Raw genomic sequence first — 23,983 nt, forward strand, 5'->3', positions numbered from 1 at the left:
TTGCTCCGATTTTGAGGAGTCTTGTCGATGTCAGCCACCGCCGAGAATCCACCGGGCCGCACCGCCGGGACCGCCGGGGCCGCCACCGCGACGGCACCCGCGCCGCCCACCAGGGCCGCCGCCGCCCCGGCCGTCGAGGAGCGGGTGCGCGCCCGCGTCATCAGCGACGACCCCCTCTACCGCGCCATCCCCGTGGCCCTGCGCTTCACCGCCGCCGAGCCGCTCGCCGTCCGCGTCGTCTTCCCCGCCGAGCTGTCCCCGGAGGACACCGACAACGAGTGGGTCTTCCCCCGCGCCCTCCTGGAGGCGGGCCTGCTGGCCCCGACCGGGACCGGGGACGTCCGCGTGTGGCCCTGCGGCCGGGTGCAGGCGGTGGTCGAGTTCCACTCCCCCGAGGGAGTGGCCGTCATCCAGTTCGACATCGCCGCACTGCGCCGCTTCCTGCGCCGCACGTACGCCGCCACCGCCGCCGCCGCCACCCGGTAGGCCCAACGCCGCGCGACCCGACGACGCGGCCCGCCGCCCGACGCCCAGCGCCGCGCGACCCGACGACGCGACCGGCCCCGCACCTGGAGTCCAGGTGCGGGGCCGGTCGCGTCGGGCGGCGTCCGCGGGTCAGGCGTTGACCAGCTCGCGGTCCTTGTCCGGACCCTCGGCGGAGCCGGCGTCACCGAGGTGCTTGCGCAGGCTCTCGCCCTCCACGTCCACGTTCGGCAGGATGCGGTCGAGCCACTTCGGCAGCCACCAGGCCTTGTGGCCGAGCAGCGCCAGCACCGCCGGGACGATGGCCATGCGGACCACGAAGGCGTCGAAGAGGACGGCGACGGCCAGGCCGAAGCCGATCATCTTGACCATCGCGTCGCTGGCCCCCAGGAAACCGGAGAAAACGGCGATCATGATCACGGCGGCGGCCACGACCACGCGGGCGCTGTACTGGAAGCCGGTCACCACGGCCTGGCCGGGACGCTCGCCGTGGACGTACGCCTCACGCATGCGGGTGACCAGGAAGACCTCGTAGTCCATGGCCAGGCCGAAGACCACGCCCACCATGAAGATCGGCATCATCGACATGATCGGACCGGTCTGCTCCACCCCGAACAGCGAGCCGAGCCAGCCCCACTGGAAGACCGCGACGACCGCGCCGAGGGCCGCGACGACCGACAGCAGGAAGCCGAGGGCCGCCTTGAGCGGGACCAGGATCGAGCGGAAGACCAGCATCAGCAGCAGGAAGGCCAGGCCGACCACGAGCGCCAGGTAGGGCAGCAGCGCGTCGTTCATCTTCTGCGAGAAGTCGATGTTCATCGCGGTCTGGCCGCTGACGTACACGCCCTCGGGGTTGCCCTCGCGGATCGAGTGGACCAGGTCCTCGGTGTCGACGGAGGACGGCCGGTCCTTCGGGATGACGCTGACGATCGCCGCGTCCTTGGCCTCGTTCTGGACCGGCGGCATCACGACCGCCACCCCGTCCAGGCCCTTGATCCGGTCCGCCGTCTTGTCGGCGAGCGCCTTGTCGCCGTCGACGACCACCATCAGGGGGCCGTTGAAGCCGGGGCCGAAGCCCTCGGAGAGCATGTCGTACGCCTTGCGCTGGCTGGTGGAGACCGGCTTGGAGCCGTCGTCCGGCAGGCCCATCTCCAGCTTGCTCGCGGGGATCGCGACCGCGCCGAGGCCGATCACACCGACCAGCAGGACCACGATCGGGCGGCGCAGCACGAAGCGGGCCCAGCGGGTGCCGCCGTTGGCCTTGGGCTCGGCGCCGGCCGGCTTGCCCTTGCCGAAGAGCTTGCTCTTCGTACCGGCGGGCAGCACCTTCTTGCCCGCGAAGCCCAGGATGGCGGGGACCAGGGTCAGGGCGACGAGCACCGCGATGACCACCGTTCCGGCAGCCGCGACACCCATCTTCGTCAGCATCGGGATGTTGACGACGGCCAGGCCCACCAGGGCGATGACCACGGTCAGACCGGCGAACACCACGGCGGAACCGGCAGTTCCGGTAGCCCGGCCGGCGGCCTCGTCGCGCTCGCGGCCCTCGGCGAGCTCCGCGCGGTAGCGGGAGACGATGAAGAGGGCGTAGTCGATGCCGACCGCGAGGCCGATCATCATCGCGAGCGTGGAGGTGGTGTTGCCCAGGTCCAGCACGTTGGCGAGCGCGGTGATGGAGGAGACGCCGATGCCCACGCCGATCAGCGCGGTCAGCAGCGGCAGCCCGGCCGCGATCAGCGAACCGAAGGTGATGACGAGGACGACCGCGGCGATCAGGATGCCGATGACCTCGCCGGAGCCCGTCTCGGGGGCCTCCATCAGCGCGTCTCCGCCGATCTCGACCTGGAGGCCGGCCTTCTGCGCGGCGTGGCCGGAGTCCTTGAGGGCGTCGCGGGCGTCGTCCTTCAGCTCCATCCCGCTGACCTTGTACTTCACGCTGACGTAGGTGGTGGAGCCGTCCTGGCTCACCGCCTTCGTCTGGTACGGGTCCTCGACACTGGCGATCTGGTCGGCGCCGGCGCCGCCCTTCAGGCCCGAGATGAGCTTCTCGACCTCGGCCTTGGGCGCCGGGTCGGTGACCTTGGCGCCCGCCGGGGCCTTGACGACGATGCGGGCGGTCGCGCCGTCGGCGGACATGCCCGGGAACTTCTCGTCCAGCAGGTCGAAGGCCTTCTGGGCCTCCGTCCCGGGTATCGAGAAGGAGCCGGAGGTGGGTGCCGAAGCGGTCGCGGCGCCGAAGACGGCCGCGAACAGCAGCGCCACCCAGACGAGGGCGACGAGGCCGCGGCGCCTGAAGGCACCTCGGCCGAGCCGGTAGAGGAAGGTGGCCACGTCGTGGTTCTCCCGTTTCAGGTCGTGGGATGGATCCGGGACGGATCAGGGCGTCAAAAGCCGGCCCGACGACGAGAGCGGCGTGTCAGGAGCAGCAGGAAGTACGTGTGCGGGGAAGGCCGGAACGGGTGGGCGCGCCGACCGGTGGCTCAGACGCCGAGGGCGGGGAAGACCACGGCATCGATGAACTGGCCGAGGAAGGTCCGGTCCACCGGCCGGTCCTCGATCAGGGGGAGGGCGATGAACGCCCCGATGAGCATGTGCGGAACGAAGTCCAGCGCCGGACAGTCCGGCCGGATCTCGCCCCGCTCCACCGCGCGCCGGAGCATCTCCTGGAGACCGTTGATCTCCGGGTCCACCAGCAGGTCGCGCAGCGCCCTGTGGAGCTCCGGGCTCTCGTGCACGGCATGGGCCAGACCCCGCATGAGCGCGGTGTCCTTGGCCATCTGCGCGTCGTCCGAACGCTCGACCATGAGCGCGAAGTCGCCGCGCAGGGTGCCCGTGTCGATCTCCCGCAGGGAGACCGGCTGGGTGCACCGCAGCGCCTGGGCGACCAGCTCCGGCTTGCTCCCCCACTGGCGGTAGAGGGTGGCCTTGCTGGACTTCGTACGGGCGGCGACCGCGTCCATGGTCAGCGCCTCGTAGCCGACCTCGCGCAGGAGGTCGAGGACCGCCCCGTGGAGTTCGGCCTCGCGTTCGGGGGTGATCCGGCTGCGCCGAACCGACATGACGTCGGTCACCCGGCAGCTTCCCTTCATCACGACCACCCGTCCGGACGAAACCGTTTCGTACTGCTCGAACCCTACCCCTCCCACTAGCGAAACGAAACCGTTCCGTTTCGATCGGGAGGGTGGCGTGGATCAACTGTACGAGTTGCCGCACCCCCCTGCCGCGGAAAGCATTGGGGGGTGAGTCACGACGTCGCGTACCTCCGCTTCCCGCACCTGCACGACGACCTGCTGTGTTTCGCCACCGAGGACGATCTCTGGGTCGCCCCCCTGGTCCCCGCCGGCCAGAGCCCCGGCCGCGCCTGGCGGATCACCGTCGACCGGACCAGGGTCGGCCATCCCCGCTTCTCCCCGGACGGACGGCACATCGCCTTCACGACCTGGCGCAGCCTCGACCCCGAGATCCACCTCGCCCCCGTCGGCGGCGGACCCGCCCGCCGCCTCACCCACTGGGGTGCCACCGACACCCGCGTCTGCGGCTGGACCCCGCCCGACGAGGAGGGCCGCAGCGACATCCTCGCCGTGTCCTCCCACGGCCAGCCCTTCTCCTACTTCGCCTGGGCCTACAGCCTGCCCACCGACGGCAGCCCCGGCGGCCGCCTCCCCTGGGGCCCCGTCTCCGACATCGCCGTCCACGCCCCCGACGGCCCCGGCGGCGAACGCCGCAGCCTGCTCCTCACCGGAAAACCCCCGCACGAGCCCGCCGCCTGGAAGCGCTACCGCGGCGGCGCCACCGGCCGCCTGTGGCTGCACGGACAACGGCTGCTGGAGGACATCGAGGGCCACCTCGACTCGCCCATGTTCGTGGGCGGCCGCATCGCCTTCCTCTCCGACCACGAGGGCATCGGCAACCTCTACTCCTGCCTCCCCGACGGCACCGGCCTGCGCCGCCACACCGACCACGACGCGTTCTACGCCCGGCACGCCTCCAGCGACGGCACCCGCGTCGTCTACCAGTGCGCGGGCGACCTCTGGCTCGTCGACTCCCTCGACGCCGACGCCGCGCCCCGCAGACTGGACGTCCGCCTCGGCGGCCCGCGCGCCGGCCGGCGCACCTACCAGGTGCCGGCCGCCAGCAACGTCGACTCCCTCTCCGTCGACGCCACCGGCCGGGCCAGCGCCGTCGTCGTGCGCGGCAGCCTGTACTGGCTCACCCACCGCGACGGCCCGGCCCGCACCATCGCCGACACCCCGGGCGTACGGGTCCGGCTGCCCGAGATGCTCGGCAGCGGCGGACAGGTCGCCTACGTCACCGACGCCGAGGGCGAGGACGCGATCGAGATCGCCTACCTCCCCCGCGCCTCCGGGGAACGGGAGCCCCGCCGGCTGGCCTCCGGCGAGCTGGGCCGCGTACTGGAACTGCTGGCCGACCCGGACGGGGAGCGCCTCGCCGTCGCCTCGAACGACGGACGGCTGCTGCTCCTCGACGCGACGGAGGAGTCCGACGGGGAGGTCACCGAGCTCATCCGGTCCATCAACGGCCCCGTCACCGACCTCGCCTTCTCCCCCGACGGCTGCTGGCTGACCTGGTCGCACCCGGGCATCGGCCGGTCCCTGCGGCAGATCAAGATGGCCAAGATCTCCGGACCCGGCCCGCGCGCGATCGTCGACGTCACCAACGGCCGCTTCGAGGACGAGAACCCGGTCTTCACCCGTGACGGCCGCTACCTCGCCTTCCTGTCCTGGCGCGGCTTCGACCCCGTCTACGACGTCCACACCGGCGACCTGTCCTTCCCCCTGGGCTGCCGTCCCTACCTGGTGCCGCTCTCCTCGGCCACCCCCTCCCCCTTCGCCTTCTCCGCCGACGGCCGCCCCGCCGCGGGCGGGCTCGACCCCGTCGAGGGGGAGAGCGGCGAGGGCGACGGCTCGGTGACCGTGGAGGTCGAGGGCCTGGAGAGCCGGGTCACCCCCTTCCCCGTCAGCGCGTCGAAGTACTCGGCCCTCCACCCGGTGAACGGCGGCGGACTGGTCTGGCTGCGCTGGCCCATCTCGGGCGCGCTCGGCGAGACCTTCGCCAACCCGGCCGACACCAGCGGCAAGCCGACGCTGGAGCACTTCGACATCACCAAGGCGCGCAAGAGCGAACTGGCCTCCGGACTGGACTGGTTCGCGGCCAGCGGCGACGGCACCCGTCTCGTCGTCAACGACGACGGCGACCTGCGCGCGGTCCCCGCCACCGAGTCCGGCGACGGCGACTCCACCGTCTACCTCGACCTGCGGCGCATCCTGCACGAGGTGGACCCGGCCGCCGAGTGGCGCCAGGCCTTCGAGGAGGCCGGCCGGCTCATCCGCGCCTACTTCTGGGAACCGGACATGTGCGGCATCGACTGGGACGGCGTACTGCGCCAGTACCGCCCCCTGGTCGAACGGGTCGCCTCCCCCGACGAGTTCGCCGACCTGCTGCGCGAGGTCCTCGGCGAACTCGGCACCTCCCACGCCTACGTCTCCCCCGCACGCCGCAACGAGGGCCCGCCGCACTACCAGCGGCCCATCGGACTCCTCGGCGCCAACCTGGTCTGCCGGGACGGGACCTGGGCCGTCTCCCGGATCCTGCCCGGCGAGTCCTCCGACTCCAAGGCCCGCTCCCCGCTCGCCGGAACGGGCATCCGGGAGGGCGCCGTCCTCACCCACATCGACGGCCGGCCCGTGGACCCCGTGGCCGGCCCCTACCCGCTGCTCGCGGCGGCCGGGGGAACCACCGTCGAACTCACCGTCCAGCCCGCCGAGGGCGAGGGCAGGCCCCGCCGGGTCGCGATCGTCCCCCTCGTCGACGAACGGCCGCTGCGCTACCAGGACTGGGTCTCCAAACGGCGCGCCGTGGTCCGCGAGATCAGCGGCGGCCGCTGCGGCTACCTGCACATCCCCGACATGGGCGGCTCCGGCTGGGCCCAGTTCAACCGGGACCTGCGCCTGGAGGTCTCCCGGCCCGCCCTGATCGTCGACGTGCGCGGCAACGCGGGCGGACACATCAGCGAACTGGTGGTGGAGAAGCTCACCCGCTCCATCCTCGGCTGGGACCTGACCCGCAACGCCCAGCCCGTCTCCTACGCCTCCAACGCTCCGCGCGGCCCGATCGTCGCCCTCGCCGACGAGGCGACCTCCTCCGACGGGGACATGATCACCGCGGCCTTCAAACTGCTGGGCCTGGGCCCGGTGGTGGGCCAGCGCACCTGGGGCGGGGTCGTCGGCATGACCGGCCGGCACACCCTGGGCGACGGCACCGTCATCACCGTGCCGATGAACGCCGCGTGGTTCCCGGAGTACGGATGGTCGGTGGAGAACCACGGCGTGGAACCGGACCTGGCGATCCTGCGCACCCCGCTCGACTGGGCGGAGGGCCGGTACGCCCAGCTGGACGACGCGGTGCACCTGGCACTGGAACTGCTGGAGCAGGACCCGGCCGCGGTACCGCCCGGGTACGCGGACGTACCGGACCTGCGGCGCCCGAACCTGCCGCCCCGCTAGGGCGCTTCCGGATCTTGTCGGTCAGGCCCGCGTCGTCCGGTGCCGTGCATCGGCGTGTTGGCGGGGCGCCCTCGTACTGGACGTACTCGGGTGCCCGCCAACGCGGCGAGGTGCGGTGCCGGGCGGCGCGGGCCAGGCAAGATCCGGAAGAGACGGCCTAGGGCGTACGGCGTGCGAAAGGGGGCGCGGCCCGGCGGCGTTGCCGGGTCGCGCCCCTTCGTACGTCCTGCCTCGTACGCCAGGTCGCGTACGTCGGTTCAGATGTCCCAGTTGTCGTCGAGCTCGTCGTGCACCTTGGGTGCCTTCTGCTTGGCACCGGGCTTCTTGCCGCCGGGCGGCTGCGCGCGCTCGGGCGACTCGTCCTTCGCACCCGGCCGGGCCGTCTTCCGCGCCCTGCTCTCCAACTCGTCCGCCTTGTCCTGGAACTGGTCCTTGATAGCCATGTCTTCACTCCACGAGGGGTGTCGGTGGTGGGCCTCGACCAGACTTTCACGGGCGGACATCACTCGCATTTCGATCAGTGACGCTGCGTGCGCGCCTGCTCGTCGGCGGCCCCGCCCGCACCCACGAGCCCCTTGGAAACCGTGGCGAGCCTCGGTCCGAAGCGCCTCATCTCGCGCTGTCCGGACGCCGCGATGATCCCGGGCAGGTAGCCGCGCACGCCCTGCATCCCGCGCAGCCACCCCTGCGCGTACACGTGCGGCGAGCGGCGTTCGATGCCGGCCACGATCCGGTCGACGGCCGGGCCCAGCGGGTAGGTGCGGTTGGCGGGCCACGGCAGCCGCCGGCGCAGTTCCCGCATGACCTCGTTCTCGTCGGCACCGCGGACCATGTCGGTGTCGGTCCAGGAGAGGTAGCCGACGCCCACCTTGACGCCCCGGTAGCCGACTTCGGCGCGCAGGCAGTGGGCGAAGGCCTCGACCCCGGACTTGGAGGCGCAGTACGCCGTCATCATCGGCGCCGGGGTGATCGCGGCGAGCGAGGCGATCTGGAGGAAGTAGCCGCGGCTCTCCATGAGTACGGGGAGGAAGGCGCGGGCGGTGACGGCCCCGCCGATCAGGTTGACCTCGATCACCCGGCGCCAGGCCTCGGGGTCGGAGTCGGCGAACGGCCCGCCGGCGGCGACGCCCGCGTTGGCGACGACGACGTCCACCTTCCCGAAGCGTTCCTTGACCTCCCCCGCCACCCGGGCCATCGCCTCGTGGTCGGTGACGTCGGCGTACCAGTGGTCGCTGTCGGTGTGCAGCCGTTCGGAGACCTCCTTGAGCGCCTCCGGCTCCAGCCCGACCAGCGCCACCTTCGCCCCGCGCGCGGACAGCTTGCGGGCGAGCAGCTCGCCGACGCCGCGGGCGGCTCCGGTGACGACGGCGACCTGGCCTTCCAGACTCCTGTGAGCGCTCACGCGGTCTTCTCCTTCTCGGTTTCGAGATAGCGGGACGTCAGTTCGCGGATGGCGCCGGTCACGGCCTCCGGCGCCTCGACCGGGGTCATGTGGCCCATGCCGGTGAGTTCGGTCAGGCCGACGCAGTGCGGCAGCGCGGCCGCCAGCCCGCGGGCGTGCGCCACCGGGGTGAGCCGGTCGTCGCGGCCGGCGAGCACCGCGGTGGGCAGGGTCAGCCGGGCGAGTCCCTCGTCCAGGTCCAGTCCGGCCAGCACCACCGACCAGGCGTGGCGCACCGCCGTGGGGCAGCCGTGGACGATACGGGCGCAGGCCTCGACCCGGTCCGGCGCGGAGCCGGGGCCCATGGTCGCGTACCGGAGCACGGCGCGCGCGGCGGGCGTGACCGGCCCGAGGGGGGCGCGCGAGCCCAGCACCGCGCGGGTCAGCCGGGTCCGCACGCGCCCGGGGGGCAGCGGCAGCACGGTGGACCCCTCGACCAGCCCGGAGCTCCCGGTGCTGCACAGCAGGGCGGCCGCGGCGTGCTCGACGAACTCGGGGCGGCCCGCGGAGGCCATCACGGTCATGCCGCCCATGGAGTGTCCCGCGACGACGGCCCGCTCGCCGGGGGCGAGGGTGGCCTTCAGCACGGCGGCGAGGTCGTCGGCGAGGGCGGTGGTGCTGTACGTCCTCGCGCCGGCCGGGCTGCGGCCGTGGCCGCGCTGGTCGTAGGCGACGACCCGGTGGTCCCGGGCCAGTTCGCGTATCTGGGCGGCCCAGAAGGCGGTGGAGCAGGTCCAGCCGTGGGACAGCACCACGGGCGGGGCCCCTTCGGCGCCGTGCACCTCGACGTGCAGGCGGGACCCGTCGGCGGAGACGGCGGTCAGGGTGCGGCCGGGGGCGGGGGGAGCGTACCGCCCGGCGGTGACGTGCGCGGGCCCGCTCATGCCGCCGCCTCCCCGGCACCGGTGTTCGCGGAGGCGGCCTTCGCGGCGGCGGCGTCCCCGGGCCCGGCCTTCGCGGCGGCGGCGCCGGCAGCGCCGCGCCCCGCCTTCGCGGCCGCCCGTTCCGCGGCCGGCCCCCTCGCTCCGCCCGTCTCTCCGGCCCTCTCCCGGCCGCGGACGACCTCGTACTCGGACAGGTCGACGCTCCGCGTCTCCTTGCGGAACTCGCCCGTCGTCCCCGGCCAGACGGTGGTGTTGCGGCCCTGCGCGTCCAGGTACCAGCTCGTGCAGCCGCCGGTGTTCCACACCGTCCGCTCCATCCGCGCCTGGACGCGCCGGTTCCACTGGTTCACCGCGGACGGCCGGGCCGCGAGCGCGGTCCGCCCGCCCAGGACGCCGAGCTGGCGCATGTAGTCCGCCATGTAGTTCAGCTGCGACTCGATCATCAGGATCATCGAACTGTTCCCGAGGCCGGTGTTGGGCCCGATGATCGTCATCCAGTTCGGGAAGCCCGCGGCGGTCGCCCCGCGCAGCGCCTGCATCCCGTCCTTCCAGGCGTCGGCCAGGGTCTTCCCGTCGGCGCCCACCACCCGGTCGGCGATCGGCATGTCCGTCACGTGGAAGCCGGTGCCGAAGATGATCGCGTCGACCTCGGTCTCCGTCCCGTCGGCGGCCACGAGCACCGAGCCCCGGATCTCCTTCAGCCCGGAGGCGACCAGGTCCACGTCCGGCCGGGCGAGCGCCGGGTAGTACTCGCTGGAGAGCAGGATCCGCTTGCAGCCGATCCGGTACGAGGGCGTCAGCCTGGCCCGCAGCTCCGGGTCCTTGATCGAACGCGCCATGTTGGCCTTGGCCAGGGACTCGATCAGCCCGAGCTGGCCGGGCCGCTTGGTGAACGCGCTGACCTGGAGCTCACGGATCCCCCACAGCAGCCCGCGCCGCGCCGCCCGGGTGAAGGGGAGCTGCCGGTGCAGCCAGCGCTCCACCGCGCTGATCGCCCGGTCGGTGCGCGGCATCACCCACGGCGGGGTCCGCTGGAAGAGGGTGAGCCGCTCCACCTCGGGTGCGATGGCGGGCACGATCTGGATGGCCGAGGCGCCGGTCCCGATCATGGCGACGCGCTTGCCCCGCAGGTCGTAGTCGTGGTCCCAGCGGGCCGAGTGGAAGACCTTGCCGGGGAACTCCGCGAGTCCCGGTATCTCCGGCATCTTCGGGTCGGACAGCGGCCCGGTGGCCGAGACGACGACGTCGGCCGTCAGGTTCCCGCCGGAGGTCTCGATCTCCCAGCGCAGCTCGTCGGCGTCCCAGCGCATCATCCGGACCTCGTGGTTCAGCCGGATGTGCCGGCGCAGCCCGAAGACGTCCGCGACGTGTTCCAGGTACTCCCGGATCGCCGGCTGCCCGGAGAAGGTCCGCGGCCAGTCGGGATTGGGGGCGAAGGAGAAGGAGTACAGGTGGGACGGGACGTCGCAGGCGCATCCCGGATAGCTGTTGTCGCGCCAGGTGCCGCCGACGGAGCCGGCCCGCTCCAGGACGACGAAGTCCGTGATCCCCTCGCGCCGCAGCCGTACGGCGGCCCCGAGCCCGCCGAAACCGGACCCGATCACCGCCACGCGTACGTGCTCGCGTCCGCCCATGCCGTCGATGCCGTCGATGCCGTCGATGCCGCCCATGCCCGCCGCCCTCCGCTTCCGCAGTCCCAGCCACCACACCGCAACACTGCCAGCAATCACTGGCACAATCGGGAGGGTAGAGCAGCCCCGTACCCATGGGTAGGGGTCGCGCCCGGAAAGTTACTGCGGGTACGCCCTAGGCTGCGCGTGTGGCGGAGAACCCTATGGCCGAGTCGGGGAGCACAGTGCGCGAATACCGGACGGATGAACTGGCCGAGGCGGCCGGCATACCCGTCCGCACCCTGCGCTTCTACCGCGAGCGCAAACTGCTCCCTCCGCCGCGCCGCGAGGGCCGGATCGCCTGGTACGACGACCACCACCTGGCCCGGCTGCGCACCATCGCCGCCCTGCTGGAGCGCGGCCACACCCTCGGCGGCATAGCGGAGCTGACCGCCGCCTTCGAACAGGGCCGCGACGTCGGCCAGCTCGGCGAGCTGCTCGGCATCGGCTGGTCGGAGGAGACCCCCGTCCGGCTGACCCCCGAGGCCCTGGCCGACTACTTCGAGGGCGAGGTCACCCCGGAGAACCTCGCCGCGTCCCTGGACCTCGGCTACGTCGCCGCCGACGGCGAGGAGATCGTGCACGTCAGCCGCCGGCTGCTGGACGTCTCCTCGGCGCTGGTCCGCGAGGGCGTCCCGCTCGCGGCGGTCCTGGAGACGGGCCGCCGGGTGCGCGAGCACGCGGACGCCCTGGCGGCCCTGTTCACCGACCTGATCTCCACCCACCTCGGCGACGGCGCCGACACCGCCGACGACCCGGTCACCCGCCTGCGCCCGCTGGCGAAGAGCGTGGTGGAGGCGGAACTCACGATGGCGATGGACCGCCTGCACCAGCGCCACTCCCACCCGTCGGCCCTTAGGCCACCGGCCCCTCAGACGCCGAGTTCGTAGACCACGGTCACGGGCGCGTGGTCGGACCAGCGCTCGGGGTGTGTCTCGGCACGCTCGACGAAGGCCTTCACGGCCTTGCCGGCCAGCCCCGGGGTCGCGACCTGCAGGTCGATGCGCCAGCCGGCGTCGTTGTCGAAGGCCCGCCCGCGGTAGGACCACCAGGAGTACGGCCCCTCGGCGTCCGGGTGAAGGGCGCGCACCACGTCCACGTACCCGGCCTCCGCGTACACCTTCCCGAGCCACTCCCGCTCCTCGGGCAGGAAGCCCGCGTTCTTCCGGTTGGTCTTCCAGTTCTTGAGGTCGGCCTCCCGGTGGCAGATGTTCCAGTCACCGCACACCACGACCTCCCGCCCGTCGGCGGCCGCCCGCTCCTTCAGCCCCCGCAGGTAGGGGAGGAACTCCTCCATGAACCGGTACTTCTCGTCCTGCTTCCCGGTCCCGGCCTCCCCGGAGGGCAGGTACAGGCTCGCCACGGTCACTCCGGGGAGATCGATCTCCAGGTACCGGCCGCTGCCGTCGAACTCGTCGCTCCCGAAGCCGACCCGCACCCGCTCCGGCGCCCGCCGCGTGTACAGCGCGACCCCCGCCCGTCCCTTGGCGGCGGCCGGCGCGAACACGGTGTGCCAGCCCTCGGGCTCCCTGGCCTCGGCCGGAATCTGCCCCTCCTCGGCGCGTACCTCCTGGAGGCACACGACGTCGGCATCGGATCCGGCGAGCCACTCCACGAAGCCCTTCTTGGCGGCGGCGCGGATCCCATTCACATTCACGGAGGTCACAGTGAGCATCCCTGCACCATAGCGGGATGGTTCCGTACGATATTCAAATGTCTCACGGTATAAACCTCCGCGCCGTACCGTACGACCACCCGGACGCGGTCGAGCTCGATGCCCAGGTCCAGGTCGAGTACCGGACGCGCTACGAGGGCGAGGGCGACGCCACCTTCCTCGACCCGGCGATGTTCGTCCCGCCGATCGGCCTGTACCTCCTCGCCTACGACGCCTCGGACGCCCCGGTGGCGAGCGGTGGCTGGCGCCGCCAGGAGCACAGTGACGAGGGTTACTCGGACGGCGACGCCGAGATCAAGCGCATGTACGTGGTCCCGGAGGCCCGGGGCACGGGCCTGGCCCGCCGCATCCTGGCGGAACTCGAAGCGGACGCCCGCGCGGCGGGCCGCACCCGCATGGTCCTCGAAACGGGCGACCAGCAGCCGGAGGCGATCGCCCTGTACCTCTCGTCGGGGTACTCCCTGTCGGAGAAGTTCGGCTACTACCGCTTCCACGAGTCCAGCCGCTGCATGACGAAGCCCCTGCACCCCTGACCGCCCACCCACCGGGCCCGCCGGCGGTCGAGGCGCGGGGTCCGGGGTTCCGCCCCCGAAACGGGGTCCGGGGGCGGAACCCCGGGAAACGGAGAAAGGGCGGGGCAGGGCCCGGCTCCGCGCAGCGGCACCCCCGCCCCGGGCCCGCCCCGTACCCGCCCCGGGCCCGCCCCTAGCGGCGGAGCCACTCGGCCGTGTCGGTCCCCCACCGCGACGGCCCCCGCTCCCATTCCCCGAAGGGACTGGCGGCGTGCCGCAGCACCCCGTACCCGGACACCGCCTCCCGCAGCCACGGCTCCGCCGTGTATCCCGCCGCCCCGCCCTCGCCCTCGCCCTCGTCCCTCGGCACGTCCCGGACCAGCCACGACGCCGTCCCCGCGAGGGAGAACCGCAGCAGCCGCCCGCCGCCCTCCGCGAGCGCCCGCAGCACGCCGGCCGCCATCAGGTACCCCGTCCCGTGGTCCAGCGCCTGCGCCGGCAGGACCCCCGGCCGGCCGTCCTCACCGCACGCGGCGGCGATCCCGTACCCGGCCTGCACCAGCGAGTCGAAGCCGCGCCGGCCGGCCCACGGCCCGTTCCACCCCCACGCGCACAGCTCCGCCACCACCAGGCCGGGCCACCGGGCGAGCAGTTCCCCACCGCCCAGCCCGAACCGTTCCAGCGCCCCCGGCCGGTACCCGGACACCACCACGTCGGCCTCGCCGAGCAGCCCTTCCAGCACGGCCCGGCCGTCCGCCCGCGCGAGGTCCAGCAGCGCGGACCGCTTCCCGAACCCGGTGTCGGCGTACGCGTCGTCGGACTCGGGCAGCCCGGGCGGGTCGATCCGCAGCACGTCCGCTCCGAGCACCCCGAGGGTCCGGGTGGCGACCGGTCCGGCGATGACCCGGGTCAGGTCGAGCACCCGTACCCCGGCCGCGGGCAGCGCCGCCGGCTCCAGTACCCGCCCCCGCCCGGCACCCCGTACGGTCTCCACCAGCGGCAGCGGCTCCCCGTACTCCCGCGCCACGGCGACGGCCAGCCCGCCCTCGGCACAGACCAGTTCCTGCACCTCCACGGCGCGACGCGCCGCGAGCGCGCCGCGCACCGCCTCCGGGGTGGCGGGCACACCCAGGGCCCGTACCAGGGCGGCTTCGTGGTGGGGGTAGTTGGCGTGGGTCCGCACCCATCCGTCGGCGGTCCGCCAGAACCCGGACAGCGGCGCGAAGGAGACCGGCGCCCGGCCGTCCACCCGCAGGTGCCTCTCGCTGACGAACGCGGTCGCCACGGCCCCCTCGTCCACCACCACCGGCTCCGCGTCCCGGACCGTGCCCCCGGCCCGTACGGCGCCCAGCTCCGCCGCCGCGAGCCCGCACACCCCCACGCAGGCCCGCGCCAACTCCCGTACCGGCAAGGGCCCCTCCCAGCCGCCGGCCCCCCGGTACCGCACCCGCTCCGCCTCGTCGGCCACCCCACCGAGCGCCGCCCACGCCTGCCCTGTCGCACCGTCAAAACTCCGCATCCGGCCATTGTGGGCCCGGCACGGGGCGGAAGATCGGGCGCTCACCGGCCAGCGCCCGGCCGACGACAGCGAGCGTCCACACGGTGCGGGTGACCGGGCCTTCGACCGGCGTCACCGGCAACGGGTTCCCGCCAGCCCCGCAAACGCCGAAATCCCGCCCGGTCTTTCGACCGGACGGGATTTCGTGACGCCCACGGGAGCAACCCGCGAACTGTCGTCTGTGGACCTGTGGGGATTTGAACCCCAGACCCCCTCGATGCGAACGAGGTGCGCTACCAGACTGCGCCACAGGCCCTTGCGACGTGTGAAACATTAGCATCCCCGGGCGGGTGCTCCAAAACGCGTTCCGCGCAGGTCACCCGCACCCCGTCACTCGTTGGCGGCGCGGGGCCGGTCCTCGCCCTCGTACTGGTCGAAGAGCGGGGTGCGGCCCCGGCCCTGGCCCCGGGGGCGGGGGGTGGACGGGGTCTTCTGGTCCGGGGTCTTCTGGTCCGGGCCGGGCGCCGGCTTCGGGAGGGCCGGCTGGGCGCGCAGGCGCGGGTCGGTCGGCTCCGCGGTGCTGGAGCGGGTCGCGCTCCAGCCGTCGGGGGCCGTCGGGCCGGTGGCGCGGGGGGCGACGGGGGCGGTCACGTAGGTCGGCAGCGGGACCGGCACCGGCTCCCAGCTGTCCCCGCGCGCCGGTCCGCGCTCCCGCTCGCGCTGCTGGTCCACCCACTCGGCGTGGTCGGTCTGCTCGACGAGGGCCCGCCGCCCGGCCTCCTGCGGGGAGACCGGCGGCGCGGGGTCCGGTTCGGCACCGGCCTCGGGGGCCTCCTCGGCGGGCCGGCGGCGCAGGCGGCTCTCGCGCAGCTGGCGCGCGGCCGCCTCGGCGCGGCGCCGGTCCATCGTGAACTCGTAGCGCCGCCGCTCCTGGACCCGCAGGTGCACGATGTACGCGCTCAGCAGCAGGGCGGGTACGGCCGGGGCCCACAGGTACCGCAGCCCGCAGACGGCGGCGGCGATCGCCCCGCCGCTGAAGGCGAGGAAGAGGAGCGCGGTGGTGCGCCGGCGGCGCGCGAGCACCTGGAGGCGCTGCTGCCGGCGGACCCGCTCGGCCTCGCTCGTTCTCGGCTCGGTCCTGGTCGGGGACATGCCGAAGGCCCGGGCGTCGGCGTCCACGGAATTCACCGTTTCCGTCGCCGCTTCCGGGTCCGCGTGGGGCTGGGGCTCCGCCTGTTCCTCACCGCGCTCACGCAGCCCCTTGGCATAACGGCGCTCCATTCCCGCCCGGCCGGAAAGAAGCCGGATGGCAGTGGAGAAGCGTTCCGTCGGACGGGCTTCGTTCAGCTCGTCCTGCCTGCGGAGCCACATGGGCACCAAGTAGGCGGCCCAGGCCCCGACAATGACTGCGTAGATGAGGCCGCTGCTGCTCACACCCCACACCGTAGAGGGGTGCGGCCGAAGGGATCAGCCAATTGAGCCGGTGTGTCGCACGATCCGGCTGATATCACGGACTTTTTTTGTGATTCTTCGGATCAGGTTATGGGTGAATCGGCCAGAAATTCGAACGCTTTTGCGATTACCTGATTTCGGGCGGCCCGGACGGCGATCCCTGCGGCGGCTTGCGCGTGCGGTGCCAGCGGCGCACCAGCCCCTCCGGCACCTCCTCCGCCGTCAGCGCGAAGACCAGGTGGTCCCGCCACGCGCCGTCGATGTGCAGGTAGCGCGGCCTCAGCCCCTCCTCGCGGAAGCCGAGCTTCTCCACGACCCGCCGGCTCGGCACGTTCTCCGGCCGGATGCACACCTCGATCCGGTGCAGCCCGACCTTCCCGAAGCAGTGGTCGACGGCCAGCGCGACCGCCGTCGGCATGACCCCGCGGCCCGCCACGTCCCGGTCCACCCAGTAGCCCACGTGGGCGGCGCACATCGACCCCCAGGTGATCCCGGCGACCGTCAGCTGCCCGACCAGCCGTCCCCGGTACTCGATGACGAACGGCAGCATCCGGCCGGCGTTGGCCTCCGCCCGCAGGTGGCGGACCATCTGCCGGTACGTCGGCCGCTGGATGACCGGCCCCCACGGCGCGGGCGGCGGGATCGTGGCCTCCCAGGGGCGCAGCCAGTCGCGGTTGCGCCGGTTGACCTCGCGCCAGGCGCGCTGGTCCCGCAGCTTTATCGGCCGGAGCGTGACATCGCCGTCCGCCAGCACCACCGGCCAGGTGGGGCCGTTCAGCTCGGGCTCCCGGGCGTCGGCGCGGGTCTGGGGTGGTCGCCGCCGCGGAGCTGGTCCACGGCGTGCGGCAGGATCCGGGCCAGGACCGCGAGGCCGTCGCGCACCCCGCCCGTGGAGCCGGGCAGGTTGACGATCAGGGTGTGGCCCGCCACGCCCGCCAGGCCCCGCGACAGGGCGGCGGTCGGCACCTTCTCCAGGCCCTCGGCACGGATGGCCTGCGGGATCCCCGGGACCTCGTAGTCCAGCACGCGCGCGGTGGCGTCCGGGGTCCGGTCGGTCGGGGAGATGCCGGTGCCGCCGGTGGTCAGGATGACGTCGTACCCGGCGGCCACGCCCTCGCGCAGCGCCAGCTCCACCGGGTCGCCGTCCGGGACGACGCGCGGGCCGTCCACGGCGAAGCCGAGCCGCTCCAGGGCCTCGGCGAGCAGGGGGCCGCCCCGGTCCTCGTAGACGCCCCGGGAGGCGCGGTTCGAGGCGGTGACCACCAGCCCGCGCGGTGCGGGGGTCCCGGCGGCGGGCGGGGCCGCCGCCCCGGGGGCCCCGGCCGTGCCGCCGTGAGCGTCGCCGTGGCCGTGGCTGTGGCTGTGGCTGTGGACCTCGCCGCCGCGGGGGGCGTTCACGCGCGGGTCCAGTCGCCGGACTTGCCGCCGGTCTTCTCCTCCACCCGGACGTCGGTGATGACCGCGCCCTTGTCGACGGCCTTCACCATGTCGATCACGGTGAGCCCGGCGACCGCGACCGCGGTCAGCGCCTCCATCTCGACGCCCGTACGGTCGGTGGTCTTGACGGTGGCGAGGATCTCCACGGCGTCGTCGGCGACCCTCAGGTCCACCGTCACCCCGGACACGGCCAGCGGATGGCACAGCGGGATCAGGTCCGGGGTCTTCTTGGCGCCCATGATCCCCGCGATCCGCGCGGTGGCGAGGGCGTCGCCCTTCGGCACGCCCTCGCCGCGCAGCAGCTCGATCACCCGGGGCGATACGAGGACGCGTCCGCTGGCCCGGGCCGTCCGGGTGGTCACGTCCTTCGCCGAAACGTCCACCATCCGGGCCGCGCCGGCCTCGTCGATGTGCGTCAGCCTGCTCTGCGTACTCATGTCTGCGTGCCGCCACTCCCGCTCCGGGCCCCCTGGAGCCCTGGGGCCTGTGGTGCAACACGCTACCCGCACCGGGCGGCGCTCAGCCGAGCAGGATCACTTCCATCTCGGCCCCCGGCTCCACCGAGGTGACGTCCTCCGGCACCACCATCAGCGAGTCCGCGTGCGCCAGTGCCGCGATCAGGTGGGAGCCCGATCCGCCGACCGGGCTGACCGTCCCGCTCTCGGGGTCGTAGGCGCCGCGCAGGAACTGGCGGCGGGCGGCCGGCGAGCCGATCGGCCGGTCGGCCTTGAGCACGGCGCGCACGCTCGGCCGGCTGACCTCGGACGCGGGCAGGCCCATCAGCGCCCGGATGGCGGGACGCACGAACAGCTCGAAGGAGACGTAGGAGGACACCGGGTTGCCGGGGAGGGCCAGCAGCGGGGTGTGGTCGGGGCCGACCGTGCCGAAGCCCTGCGGCTTGCCGGGCTGCATGGCGAGCTTGCGGAAGTCGACGCGTCCCGCCTCCACGGCCCCGTCGCCCGCGGAGACGGAGGTCAGCGCCTCCTTGACCACGTCGTACGCGCCGACGCTGACCCCGCCCGTGGTGACGAGGAGGTCGGCCCGGATCAGCTGGTCCTCGATGACGGCGCGCAGGGTCTCGGCGTCGTCGGCGACCGCGCCGACCCGGTAGGCGATGGCGCCGGCGTCGCGGGCGGCGGCGGCGAGCGCGAAGCTGTTGGAGTCGTAGATGGTCCCGGCGGCCAGCGCCTCACCCGGCTGGACGAGCTCGCTGCCGGTGGACAGGACCACCACCCGGGGGCGCGGCCGCACCCGTACGCTGCCGCGGCCGATGGCGGCCAGCAGGGCGATCTGCGGGGGGCCGAGGACGGTGCCGGCGGCCAGGGCCAGGTCGCCGGCCTGTACGTCGCTCCCGCGCGAGCGCACGTGCGCCCGCGCCTCGGCGGCGCGGTGCACCCGCACCTCGCCGCCCGCGCCCTCGGGCGCGGCGCTGGCCGGGGTCATCCCGGCGGCGGCGCCGCCGCCCGTGCCGCCGTCGGTCCACTCGACCGGCACGACGGCCTCGGCGCCGGGCGGCAGCGGGGCTCCGGTCATGATGCGGGCGGCCTGTCCGGGGCCGACGGTGGGCAGTTCGCCGCTGCCCGCCGCGACGTCGCCGATGACGGCGAGCACCGCGGGGAACTCCTCGCTCGCACCCTGGACGTCGGCCACACGGACGGCGTACCCGTCCATGGAGCTGTTGTCGAAGGGCGGGAGGGCGACGGGCACGGTGACGTCCTCGACCAGGACACAGCCCTGGGCGTCGAGCAGCTGGAGCTCGATGGGCTCCAGCGGCCGGACGGCGGCGAGGACGTCCGCGAGGTGCTCGTCCACCGACCACAGACGGTGCGGTGCGGTGTCCTGCGGTGCGGAACTGCTCACGTTCCTACATCTCCTCCGTGACGTAACGGTGAAGCCAGGTGCGGAACTCCGGGCCCAGGTCCTCACGTTCGCACGCGAGTCGCACGATGGCCCGCAGGTAGTCCCCGCGGTCCCCGGTGTCGTAGCGGCGGCCGCGGAAGACCACGCCGTGCACCGGGCCGCCCACGCTCTCGTCGGCGGCCAGCTTCTGCAGGGCGTCGGTGAGCTGGATCTCCCCGCCGCGGCCCGGCTCGGTCTCCCGCAGTATGCCGAAGATCGCCGGGTTGAGGACATACCGTCCGATGACCGCGAAGTTGCTGGGGGCCTCGGAGGCGTCCGGCTTCTCGACGAGTCCGGTGACGCGGACGACGTCCGGCTCGTCGGTCGCCTCGACGGCGGCGCAGCCGTAGAGGTGCACGCTGGACGGGTCGACCTCCATCAGCGCGATGACGGTGCCGCCGGTGCGCGCGTGGATGTCGACCATCTGGCGCAGGAGGGGGTCGCGCGGGTCGATGAGGTCGTCGCCGAGCAGGACGGCGAAGGGCTCGCTGCCGACGTGCGGCTCGGCGCAGAGGACGGCGTGTCCCAGGCCGCGCGGGTCGCCCTGGCGGACGTAGTGCATGGTGGCCAGGTCGCTGGACTCCTGGACCTTCTTCAGCCGGTCGTCGTCGCCCTTGGCGATGAGGGCCGACTCCAGCTCGTAGTTGCGGTCGAAGTGGTCTTCGAGGGGCCGCTTGTTACGTCCTGTGATCATGAGGACGTCGTCCAGGCCGGCCGAGACGGCCTCCTCGACCACGTACTGGATGGCCGGCTTGTCCACGACCGGGAGCATTTCCTTCGGGGTCGCCTTGGTCGCCGGGAGGAACCGAGTGCCGAGGCCCGCGGCCGGGATGACGGCCTTCTTGATCACGGGGTGCGACTGAGTCATGGGCAGAACGATAGTGGGTCGTGCCGAACACCCAGCCAGATTCCGGTAATTATGTCCGGATATACACCTATAGGAAAGGTATGTGACCTCATAGTGACGGAGCAACCGCCCGAGAAGGCCGCCCTCCGGCGACAACTGCTCGCCGCCCGCCGCGCCCTGTCCCCCGAGGCCCGCGGCACGGCCGCCCGCGCACTCGCCCGCTCCGCCCTCGCCCTGCCCGAACTGGCCGGTGCGCGCACGGTGGCCGCGTACGTCTCGGTCGGCGCGGAACCCGGCACCCACGAGCTGCTCGACGCGCTGCGGGCGGCCGGCAAGCGGGTGCTGCTGCCCCTGCTGCTGCCCGACAACGACCTCGACTGGGCAGCCTACGAGGGCCCCGGCAGCCTCGCCGAGGCCGCGCACCCGGGGAAGATGCGCCTGCTGGAACCCTCCGGGCCGGCACTGGGCCCGGAGGCCGTCACGGCCGCCGACGCCGTCCTGCTGCCCGGTCTGGCGGTCGACGGGCGCGGAATGCGGCTCGGCCGCGGCGGGGGCTCCTACGACCGGGTGCTGGCCCGGCTGGAACGCGCCGGGACCCACCCGGCGCTGGTGGTGCTCCTCTACGACGAAGAGGTGGTCGCGCGGGTCCCGGAGGAACCGCACGACCACCCCGTCCAGGCGGTCGCCACCCCGTCGGGGGTGGTGCGCTTCTGAGGCCTCGGCTTACGGCTTCGGCGTCACGGCTTCGACGTCACGGCTTCAGCGTCAGCGTGTCGACGGTCGACTTGTCGACAGCCTCCTTGCCGAAGGGCCACTCCAGCAGTTCGCCCTTGGCCCACATCGTCGTCTGGTCCGTGTACGTGGAGTCGTACGCGTGCCCCGAGGCGCCGGTCAGGTTGATCCAGCGGGACTTGTCCAGGTCGTTGAGGTTCACGACCATCCGCATCGACGGCACCCAGGTGACCCCGTACCCGCTGGAGGCGTTCCAGCCGGTCGCGTTGACGGTGGCCTCGCCGCCGCCCAGGTTCCACGGGCCGCGGTTGAGGAGCCACCGCATGAAGCCGGGGCCCTCGGTGCCGATCGTCTGGTTCTTCAGGTTCAGCTGGTGCAGCCGGCCCCAGCTCCAGGTCGACTGGTCCTTGCCGAGCTTGGCCGTCAGCTCCCAGCGCGCGTCGTTCATGGCGCGGGCGAAGAGCTGGTCACGGGTGGTCGTCGCCGGCTTGGTGAGCGTCTTGGGCGAGGACCACCAGGGCGACTTCTCGTCCTTGACCAGGCGGCGCACCACCTCGAACCACCGGTCGCCGCCGTCCGGCTGCGCCGAGTCGGGGCCGCGGGTGCCGCACTCGCGGACCGTCTTGGTGAGGTCGTCGTTGGGACCGCCGCTCTCCTGGACGTTGGCGCAGCTGCCCTCGATCCGCAGCTCCTTGGGCATCTTGTCGCCGAAGGCCAGCTTGAGGATGTTGCGCCAGACCGCGTTGAAGTACGCGGCCGCCGCCGAGTCGTTCTCCTGCGTGTAGTTCCAGCCTTCGAGCAGCTTCTGCGCCGAGCGCACGTCCGGGTCCGAGACCTGGATCTTGGCCAGCATCGGGGTCAGCAGCGCGGCGATCTCGCTGCTGTTGTCCATCTGCATGGTGCGCATGTCGTCGGTCGAGATCTTGCCGCTGTCCTTGATCTTCGCCTCGATGAGGTCGTTGATCCGCTGGCTGCGGGCGCCGTAGCCCCAGTCCGTGGTCAGCACGTACGGGTACTTGCCGGCGCCGGTCTCGGTGACGGCCTGGTTGGCGGTGACGATGTAGCCGCGGGCCGGGTTGAGCTCCCAGGGCATCTCGTTCTGCGGGATGTAGCCCGCGTTGCCGTCCTTGCCGCCCTTCCAGGCGAACTTCGGGTCCCAGCCGGGGGCCGGCATGCGGCCGTCGCCCTGGGTGCGGATCGGGATGCGGCCCGGGGCCTGGTAGCCGATGTTGCCGTTGGCGCCCTTGTTGTCGGCGTAGATCAGGTTCTGCGAGGGGACCTCGAAGTCGGCCGCGGCCGCCCGGAAGCTGGCGAAGTCCTTGGCGCGGTCGATCTTGAACACCGCGTCCATCGACTTGCCGGGGTCCAGGGCGGTCCAGCGCAGGGCGACGGCGTAGCCGTTGCCGCGGTCGGGGGCGGAGGTGGGGACGGGGGCGCGTACGCCCACGGTCTCCAGCTCGTCGCTGCGGTCGGAGATCAGCGGTCCGTTGTTGGTGGTACGGACGGTGATCTTCTTGCTCTTGCCGCCCGCGACCTTGATGACCTCTTCACGGGTGGTGAAGGGGAGCACCTTGTTGTCGTAGACGTAGCCGTCGGGCTTGACCTGCTCCAGGTAGAGGTCGGTCACGTCGGCGCCGAGGTTGGTCATGCCCCAGGCGATGTCGGCGTTGTGGCCGATGACCACGCCGGGCATGCCCGAGAAGGTGTAGCCGGCCACGTCGTACTGGCACTGGGGCGAGGCGGCGCGGCAGTGCAGACCCATCTGGTACCAGACCGAGGGCAGCTGCGGGGAGAGGTGCGGGTCGTTCGCGAGGAGCGGCTTGCCGGTCGTCGTGTACTTGCCACCGATGACCCAGGAGTTGGATCCGATGCCGCTGCCGTTGGGGCCGAGGATGGCCGGGATCTCGTCCAGGGTCTTGGAGAGCGAGGTCAGCTGCGTGCGCAGGCCGACCGTGGCGCCCTGGGCGGTGGCGTTGCCGGCGAGGCCGGTGCTGCCGCCGTTGGGGGTGGCCTGCGAGCCGGTACCGGTGCCGGTGCCGGTCGAACCGGTACCCGTACCCGGGCCAGTGCCCGTACCCGCTCCGGTGCCGGTCGAGCCGGTTCCCGTTCCGGTGCCGGTACCCGTTCCGGTGCCGGTCGAGCCGGCGCCCGGGGTTCCCTGGGGGACGTACTTGCCGCCCGCGACCGTGCCGCCCTCGACGATCGGCTTGTTCCGGTCGAAGGGGTACGGCGGGTAGAGCTCGTCGATCTGGGCCTGCGAGAGCGTGTTCGCCATCAGCGAGCGGTCGATCTCGTCCTGCATGTTGCCGCGCAGGTCCCAGGCCATGGCCTTGAGCCAGGCCACCGAGTCCACCGGCGTCCACTGCTCCGGCTTGTAGTCGTCGGTCAGCTTGAGGGCGGCGTGCTCGACGGAGAGGTCCTTGCCGGACTTCCCCTTCAGGTACGCGTTGACCCCGTCGGCGTAGGCCTGGAGGTACTTCTTGGTTTCCGGCGAGAGCTTGGTGTCGTACTCGGCCTGGGCGACCTGGCGCCAGCCCAGCGTGCGCAGGAAGGCGTCGGTCTCCACCTGGCCGGACCCGAACATCTCGGAGAGCCGGCCGGAGGTCATGTGACGGCGTACGTCCATCTCCCAGAACCGGTCCTGCGCGTGGACGAAGCCCTGTGCGCGGAAGAGGTCCTCGTCGTTGTCGGCGTAGAGCTGCGGAATCCCGTGCTCGTCGCGCTTGACGTCGACGGTCCCGGTCAGACCGGGGACCTTGAGGGAGCCGGTGGTCTGCGGGAAGGAGGCGCGCACGGTGTCCACGCTCCAGTACGCGCCGTAGCCGATTGCCGCCAAGAGCACCAGGACCAAGACGAGCACGAGCAGGCGTGCGCGTCGTCCCTTCTTCTTGACGGAAGGTCCGGATTCATTGGCGGGCATCGCTGTCCT

The 23,983-nt window shown here is 72.8% G+C and carries 20 protein-coding genes and 1 tRNA gene; 5 read left to right on the plus strand and 16 right to left on the minus strand.

Features of this window, described 5'->3' with window-relative positions; translation table 11 throughout:
- The first annotated feature begins 27 nt into the window (after nt 1-27).
- Entirely contained in the window at nt 28-486 is a 459-nt protein-coding gene (locus ACZ5D2_RS18200; RefSeq protein WP_468930358.1) for an SsgA family sporulation/cell division regulator, read from the plus strand.
- 129 nt (nt 487-615) lie between these two features.
- On the opposite strand, the gene ACZ5D2_RS18205 is transcribed toward ACZ5D2_RS18200, so the two are convergent.
- Together ACZ5D2_RS18205 and ACZ5D2_RS18210 are read right to left on the minus strand one after the other, a co-directional pair.
- A complete protein-coding gene (locus ACZ5D2_RS18205; protein WP_371678177.1) occupies nt 616-2,814 on the minus strand; it encodes an MMPL family transporter in 2,199 nt (732 codons plus the stop codon).
- A 149-nt stretch (nt 2,815-2,963) separates the two neighbouring features.
- Nucleotides 2,964-3,542, minus strand: a complete 579-nt coding sequence (locus ACZ5D2_RS18210; RefSeq protein ID WP_371681246.1) for a TetR/AcrR family transcriptional regulator — start codon at nt 3,540-3,542, stop codon at nt 2,964-2,966.
- Between the two features lie 180 nt (nt 3,543-3,722).
- Between ACZ5D2_RS18210 and ACZ5D2_RS18215 the strand changes: the two genes are divergently transcribed.
- Nucleotides 3,723-7,007, plus strand: a complete 3,285-nt coding sequence (locus ACZ5D2_RS18215) for a S41 family peptidase (protein ID WP_468930362.1) — start codon at nt 3,723-3,725, stop codon at nt 7,005-7,007.
- A gap of 257 nt (nt 7,008-7,264) precedes the next feature.
- Here ACZ5D2_RS18215 and ACZ5D2_RS18220 read toward each other — a convergent pair whose 3' ends face one another.
- The 4 genes from ACZ5D2_RS18220 to ACZ5D2_RS18235 all read right to left on the minus strand — a co-directional run bounded on the left by ACZ5D2_RS18220 (nt 7,265) and on the right by ACZ5D2_RS18235 (nt 10,966).
- Nucleotides 7,265-7,450, minus strand: coding sequence for a hypothetical protein (locus ACZ5D2_RS18220; protein ID WP_468930365.1), 186 nt, complete (start codon nt 7,448-7,450; stop codon nt 7,265-7,267).
- 74 nt (nt 7,451-7,524) lie between these two features.
- A complete protein-coding gene (locus tag ACZ5D2_RS18225) occupies nt 7,525-8,409 on the minus strand; it encodes an SDR family oxidoreductase (protein ID WP_371678174.1) in 885 nt (294 codons plus the stop codon).
- Complete coding sequence (locus ACZ5D2_RS18230; RefSeq protein WP_468930368.1) at nt 8,406-9,332, minus strand: alpha/beta fold hydrolase; 927 nt, start codon at nt 9,330-9,332, stop codon at nt 8,406-8,408. Before ACZ5D2_RS18230 ends, ACZ5D2_RS18225 begins: the two co-directional genes overlap by 4 nt.
- On the minus strand, nt 9,329-10,966 hold the full coding sequence (locus tag ACZ5D2_RS18235) for a flavin-containing monooxygenase (protein WP_371681245.1): 1,638 nt from the start codon (nt 10,964-10,966) through the stop codon (nt 9,329-9,331). The genes ACZ5D2_RS18230 and ACZ5D2_RS18235 overlap by 4 nt, the downstream gene beginning before the upstream one ends.
- Before the next feature lie 200 nt (nt 10,967-11,166).
- Between ACZ5D2_RS18235 and ACZ5D2_RS18240 the strand changes: the two genes are divergently transcribed.
- Nucleotides 11,167-11,892, plus strand: a complete 726-nt coding sequence (locus ACZ5D2_RS18240) for a MerR family transcriptional regulator (protein WP_371681244.1) — start codon at nt 11,167-11,169, stop codon at nt 11,890-11,892.
- Here ACZ5D2_RS18240 and ACZ5D2_RS18245 read toward each other — a convergent pair.
- The gene (locus ACZ5D2_RS18245) at nt 11,874-12,677 is read right to left on the minus strand and encodes an exodeoxyribonuclease III (protein ID WP_371678172.1); all 804 of its coding nucleotides are present in this window, start codon (nt 12,675-12,677) and stop codon (nt 11,874-11,876) included. The two genes, ACZ5D2_RS18240 and ACZ5D2_RS18245, sit on opposite strands and share 19 nt — an antisense overlap.
- 38 nt (nt 12,678-12,715) lie before the next feature.
- On the opposite strand from ACZ5D2_RS18245, the gene ACZ5D2_RS18250 reads away from it, so the two are divergent.
- Nucleotides 12,716-13,210: a GNAT family N-acetyltransferase gene (locus tag ACZ5D2_RS18250; protein WP_371678171.1), complete on the plus strand. Its 495-nt coding sequence runs from the start codon at nt 12,716-12,718 to the stop codon at nt 13,208-13,210.
- Between the two features lie 172 nt (nt 13,211-13,382).
- Here ACZ5D2_RS18250 and ACZ5D2_RS18255 read toward each other — a convergent pair whose 3' ends face one another.
- The 8 genes from ACZ5D2_RS18255 to galU all read right to left on the minus strand — a co-directional run bounded on the left by ACZ5D2_RS18255 (nt 13,383) and on the right by galU (nt 20,343).
- The gene (locus ACZ5D2_RS18255; RefSeq protein WP_468930372.1) at nt 13,383-14,708 is read right to left on the minus strand and encodes a CoA transferase; all 1,326 of its coding nucleotides are present in this window, start codon (nt 14,706-14,708) and stop codon (nt 13,383-13,385) included.
- 221 nt (nt 14,709-14,929) lie between these two features.
- Nucleotides 14,930-15,003: transfer RNA gene (locus ACZ5D2_RS18260), tRNA-Ala, on the minus strand.
- Nucleotides 15,004-15,077: 74 nt separating this feature from the next.
- Nucleotides 15,078-16,121 (minus strand): divisome protein SepX/GlpR, encoded by a 1,044-nt coding sequence (gene sepX, locus ACZ5D2_RS18265; protein WP_371678169.1) that lies wholly within the window; start codon nt 16,119-16,121, stop codon nt 15,078-15,080.
- Between the two features lie 145 nt (nt 16,122-16,266).
- A complete protein-coding gene (locus ACZ5D2_RS18270; protein ID WP_371678168.1) occupies nt 16,267-16,896 on the minus strand; it encodes a GNAT family N-acetyltransferase in 630 nt (209 codons plus the stop codon).
- A 17-nt stretch (nt 16,897-16,913) separates the two neighbouring features.
- On the minus strand, nt 16,914-17,405 hold the full coding sequence (locus tag ACZ5D2_RS18275; RefSeq protein WP_266841709.1) for a MogA/MoaB family molybdenum cofactor biosynthesis protein: 492 nt from the start codon (nt 17,403-17,405) through the stop codon (nt 16,914-16,916).
- 128 nt (nt 17,406-17,533) lie between these two features.
- The gene (gene moaC / locus ACZ5D2_RS18280) at nt 17,534-18,013 is read right to left on the minus strand and encodes a cyclic pyranopterin monophosphate synthase MoaC (protein ID WP_266839546.1); all 480 of its coding nucleotides are present in this window, start codon (nt 18,011-18,013) and stop codon (nt 17,534-17,536) included.
- Between the two features lie 82 nt (nt 18,014-18,095).
- The gene (gene glp, locus ACZ5D2_RS18285; protein ID WP_371678167.1) at nt 18,096-19,436 is read right to left on the minus strand and encodes a molybdotransferase-like divisome protein Glp; all 1,341 of its coding nucleotides are present in this window, start codon (nt 19,434-19,436) and stop codon (nt 18,096-18,098) included.
- Between the two features lie 4 nt (nt 19,437-19,440).
- Nucleotides 19,441-20,343 (minus strand): UTP--glucose-1-phosphate uridylyltransferase GalU, encoded by a 903-nt coding sequence (gene galU / locus ACZ5D2_RS18290; protein WP_371678166.1) that lies wholly within the window; start codon nt 20,341-20,343, stop codon nt 19,441-19,443.
- A 51-nt stretch (nt 20,344-20,394) separates the two neighbouring features.
- Between galU and ACZ5D2_RS18295 the strand changes: the two genes are divergently transcribed.
- Nucleotides 20,395-21,036, plus strand: coding sequence for a 5-formyltetrahydrofolate cyclo-ligase (locus ACZ5D2_RS18295; RefSeq protein ID WP_371678164.1), 642 nt, complete (start codon nt 20,395-20,397; stop codon nt 21,034-21,036).
- Nucleotides 21,037-21,073: 37 nt separating this feature from the next.
- On the opposite strand, the gene ACZ5D2_RS18300 is transcribed toward ACZ5D2_RS18295, so the two are convergent.
- On the minus strand, nt 21,074-23,974 hold the full coding sequence (locus tag ACZ5D2_RS18300; protein ID WP_468930380.1) for a penicillin acylase family protein: 2,901 nt from the start codon (nt 23,972-23,974) through the stop codon (nt 21,074-21,076).
- Between the last annotated feature and the right edge of the window lie 9 nt (nt 23,975-23,983).

It is taken from the genome of Streptomyces sp. NPDC031479 (genome assembly GCF_055581065.1).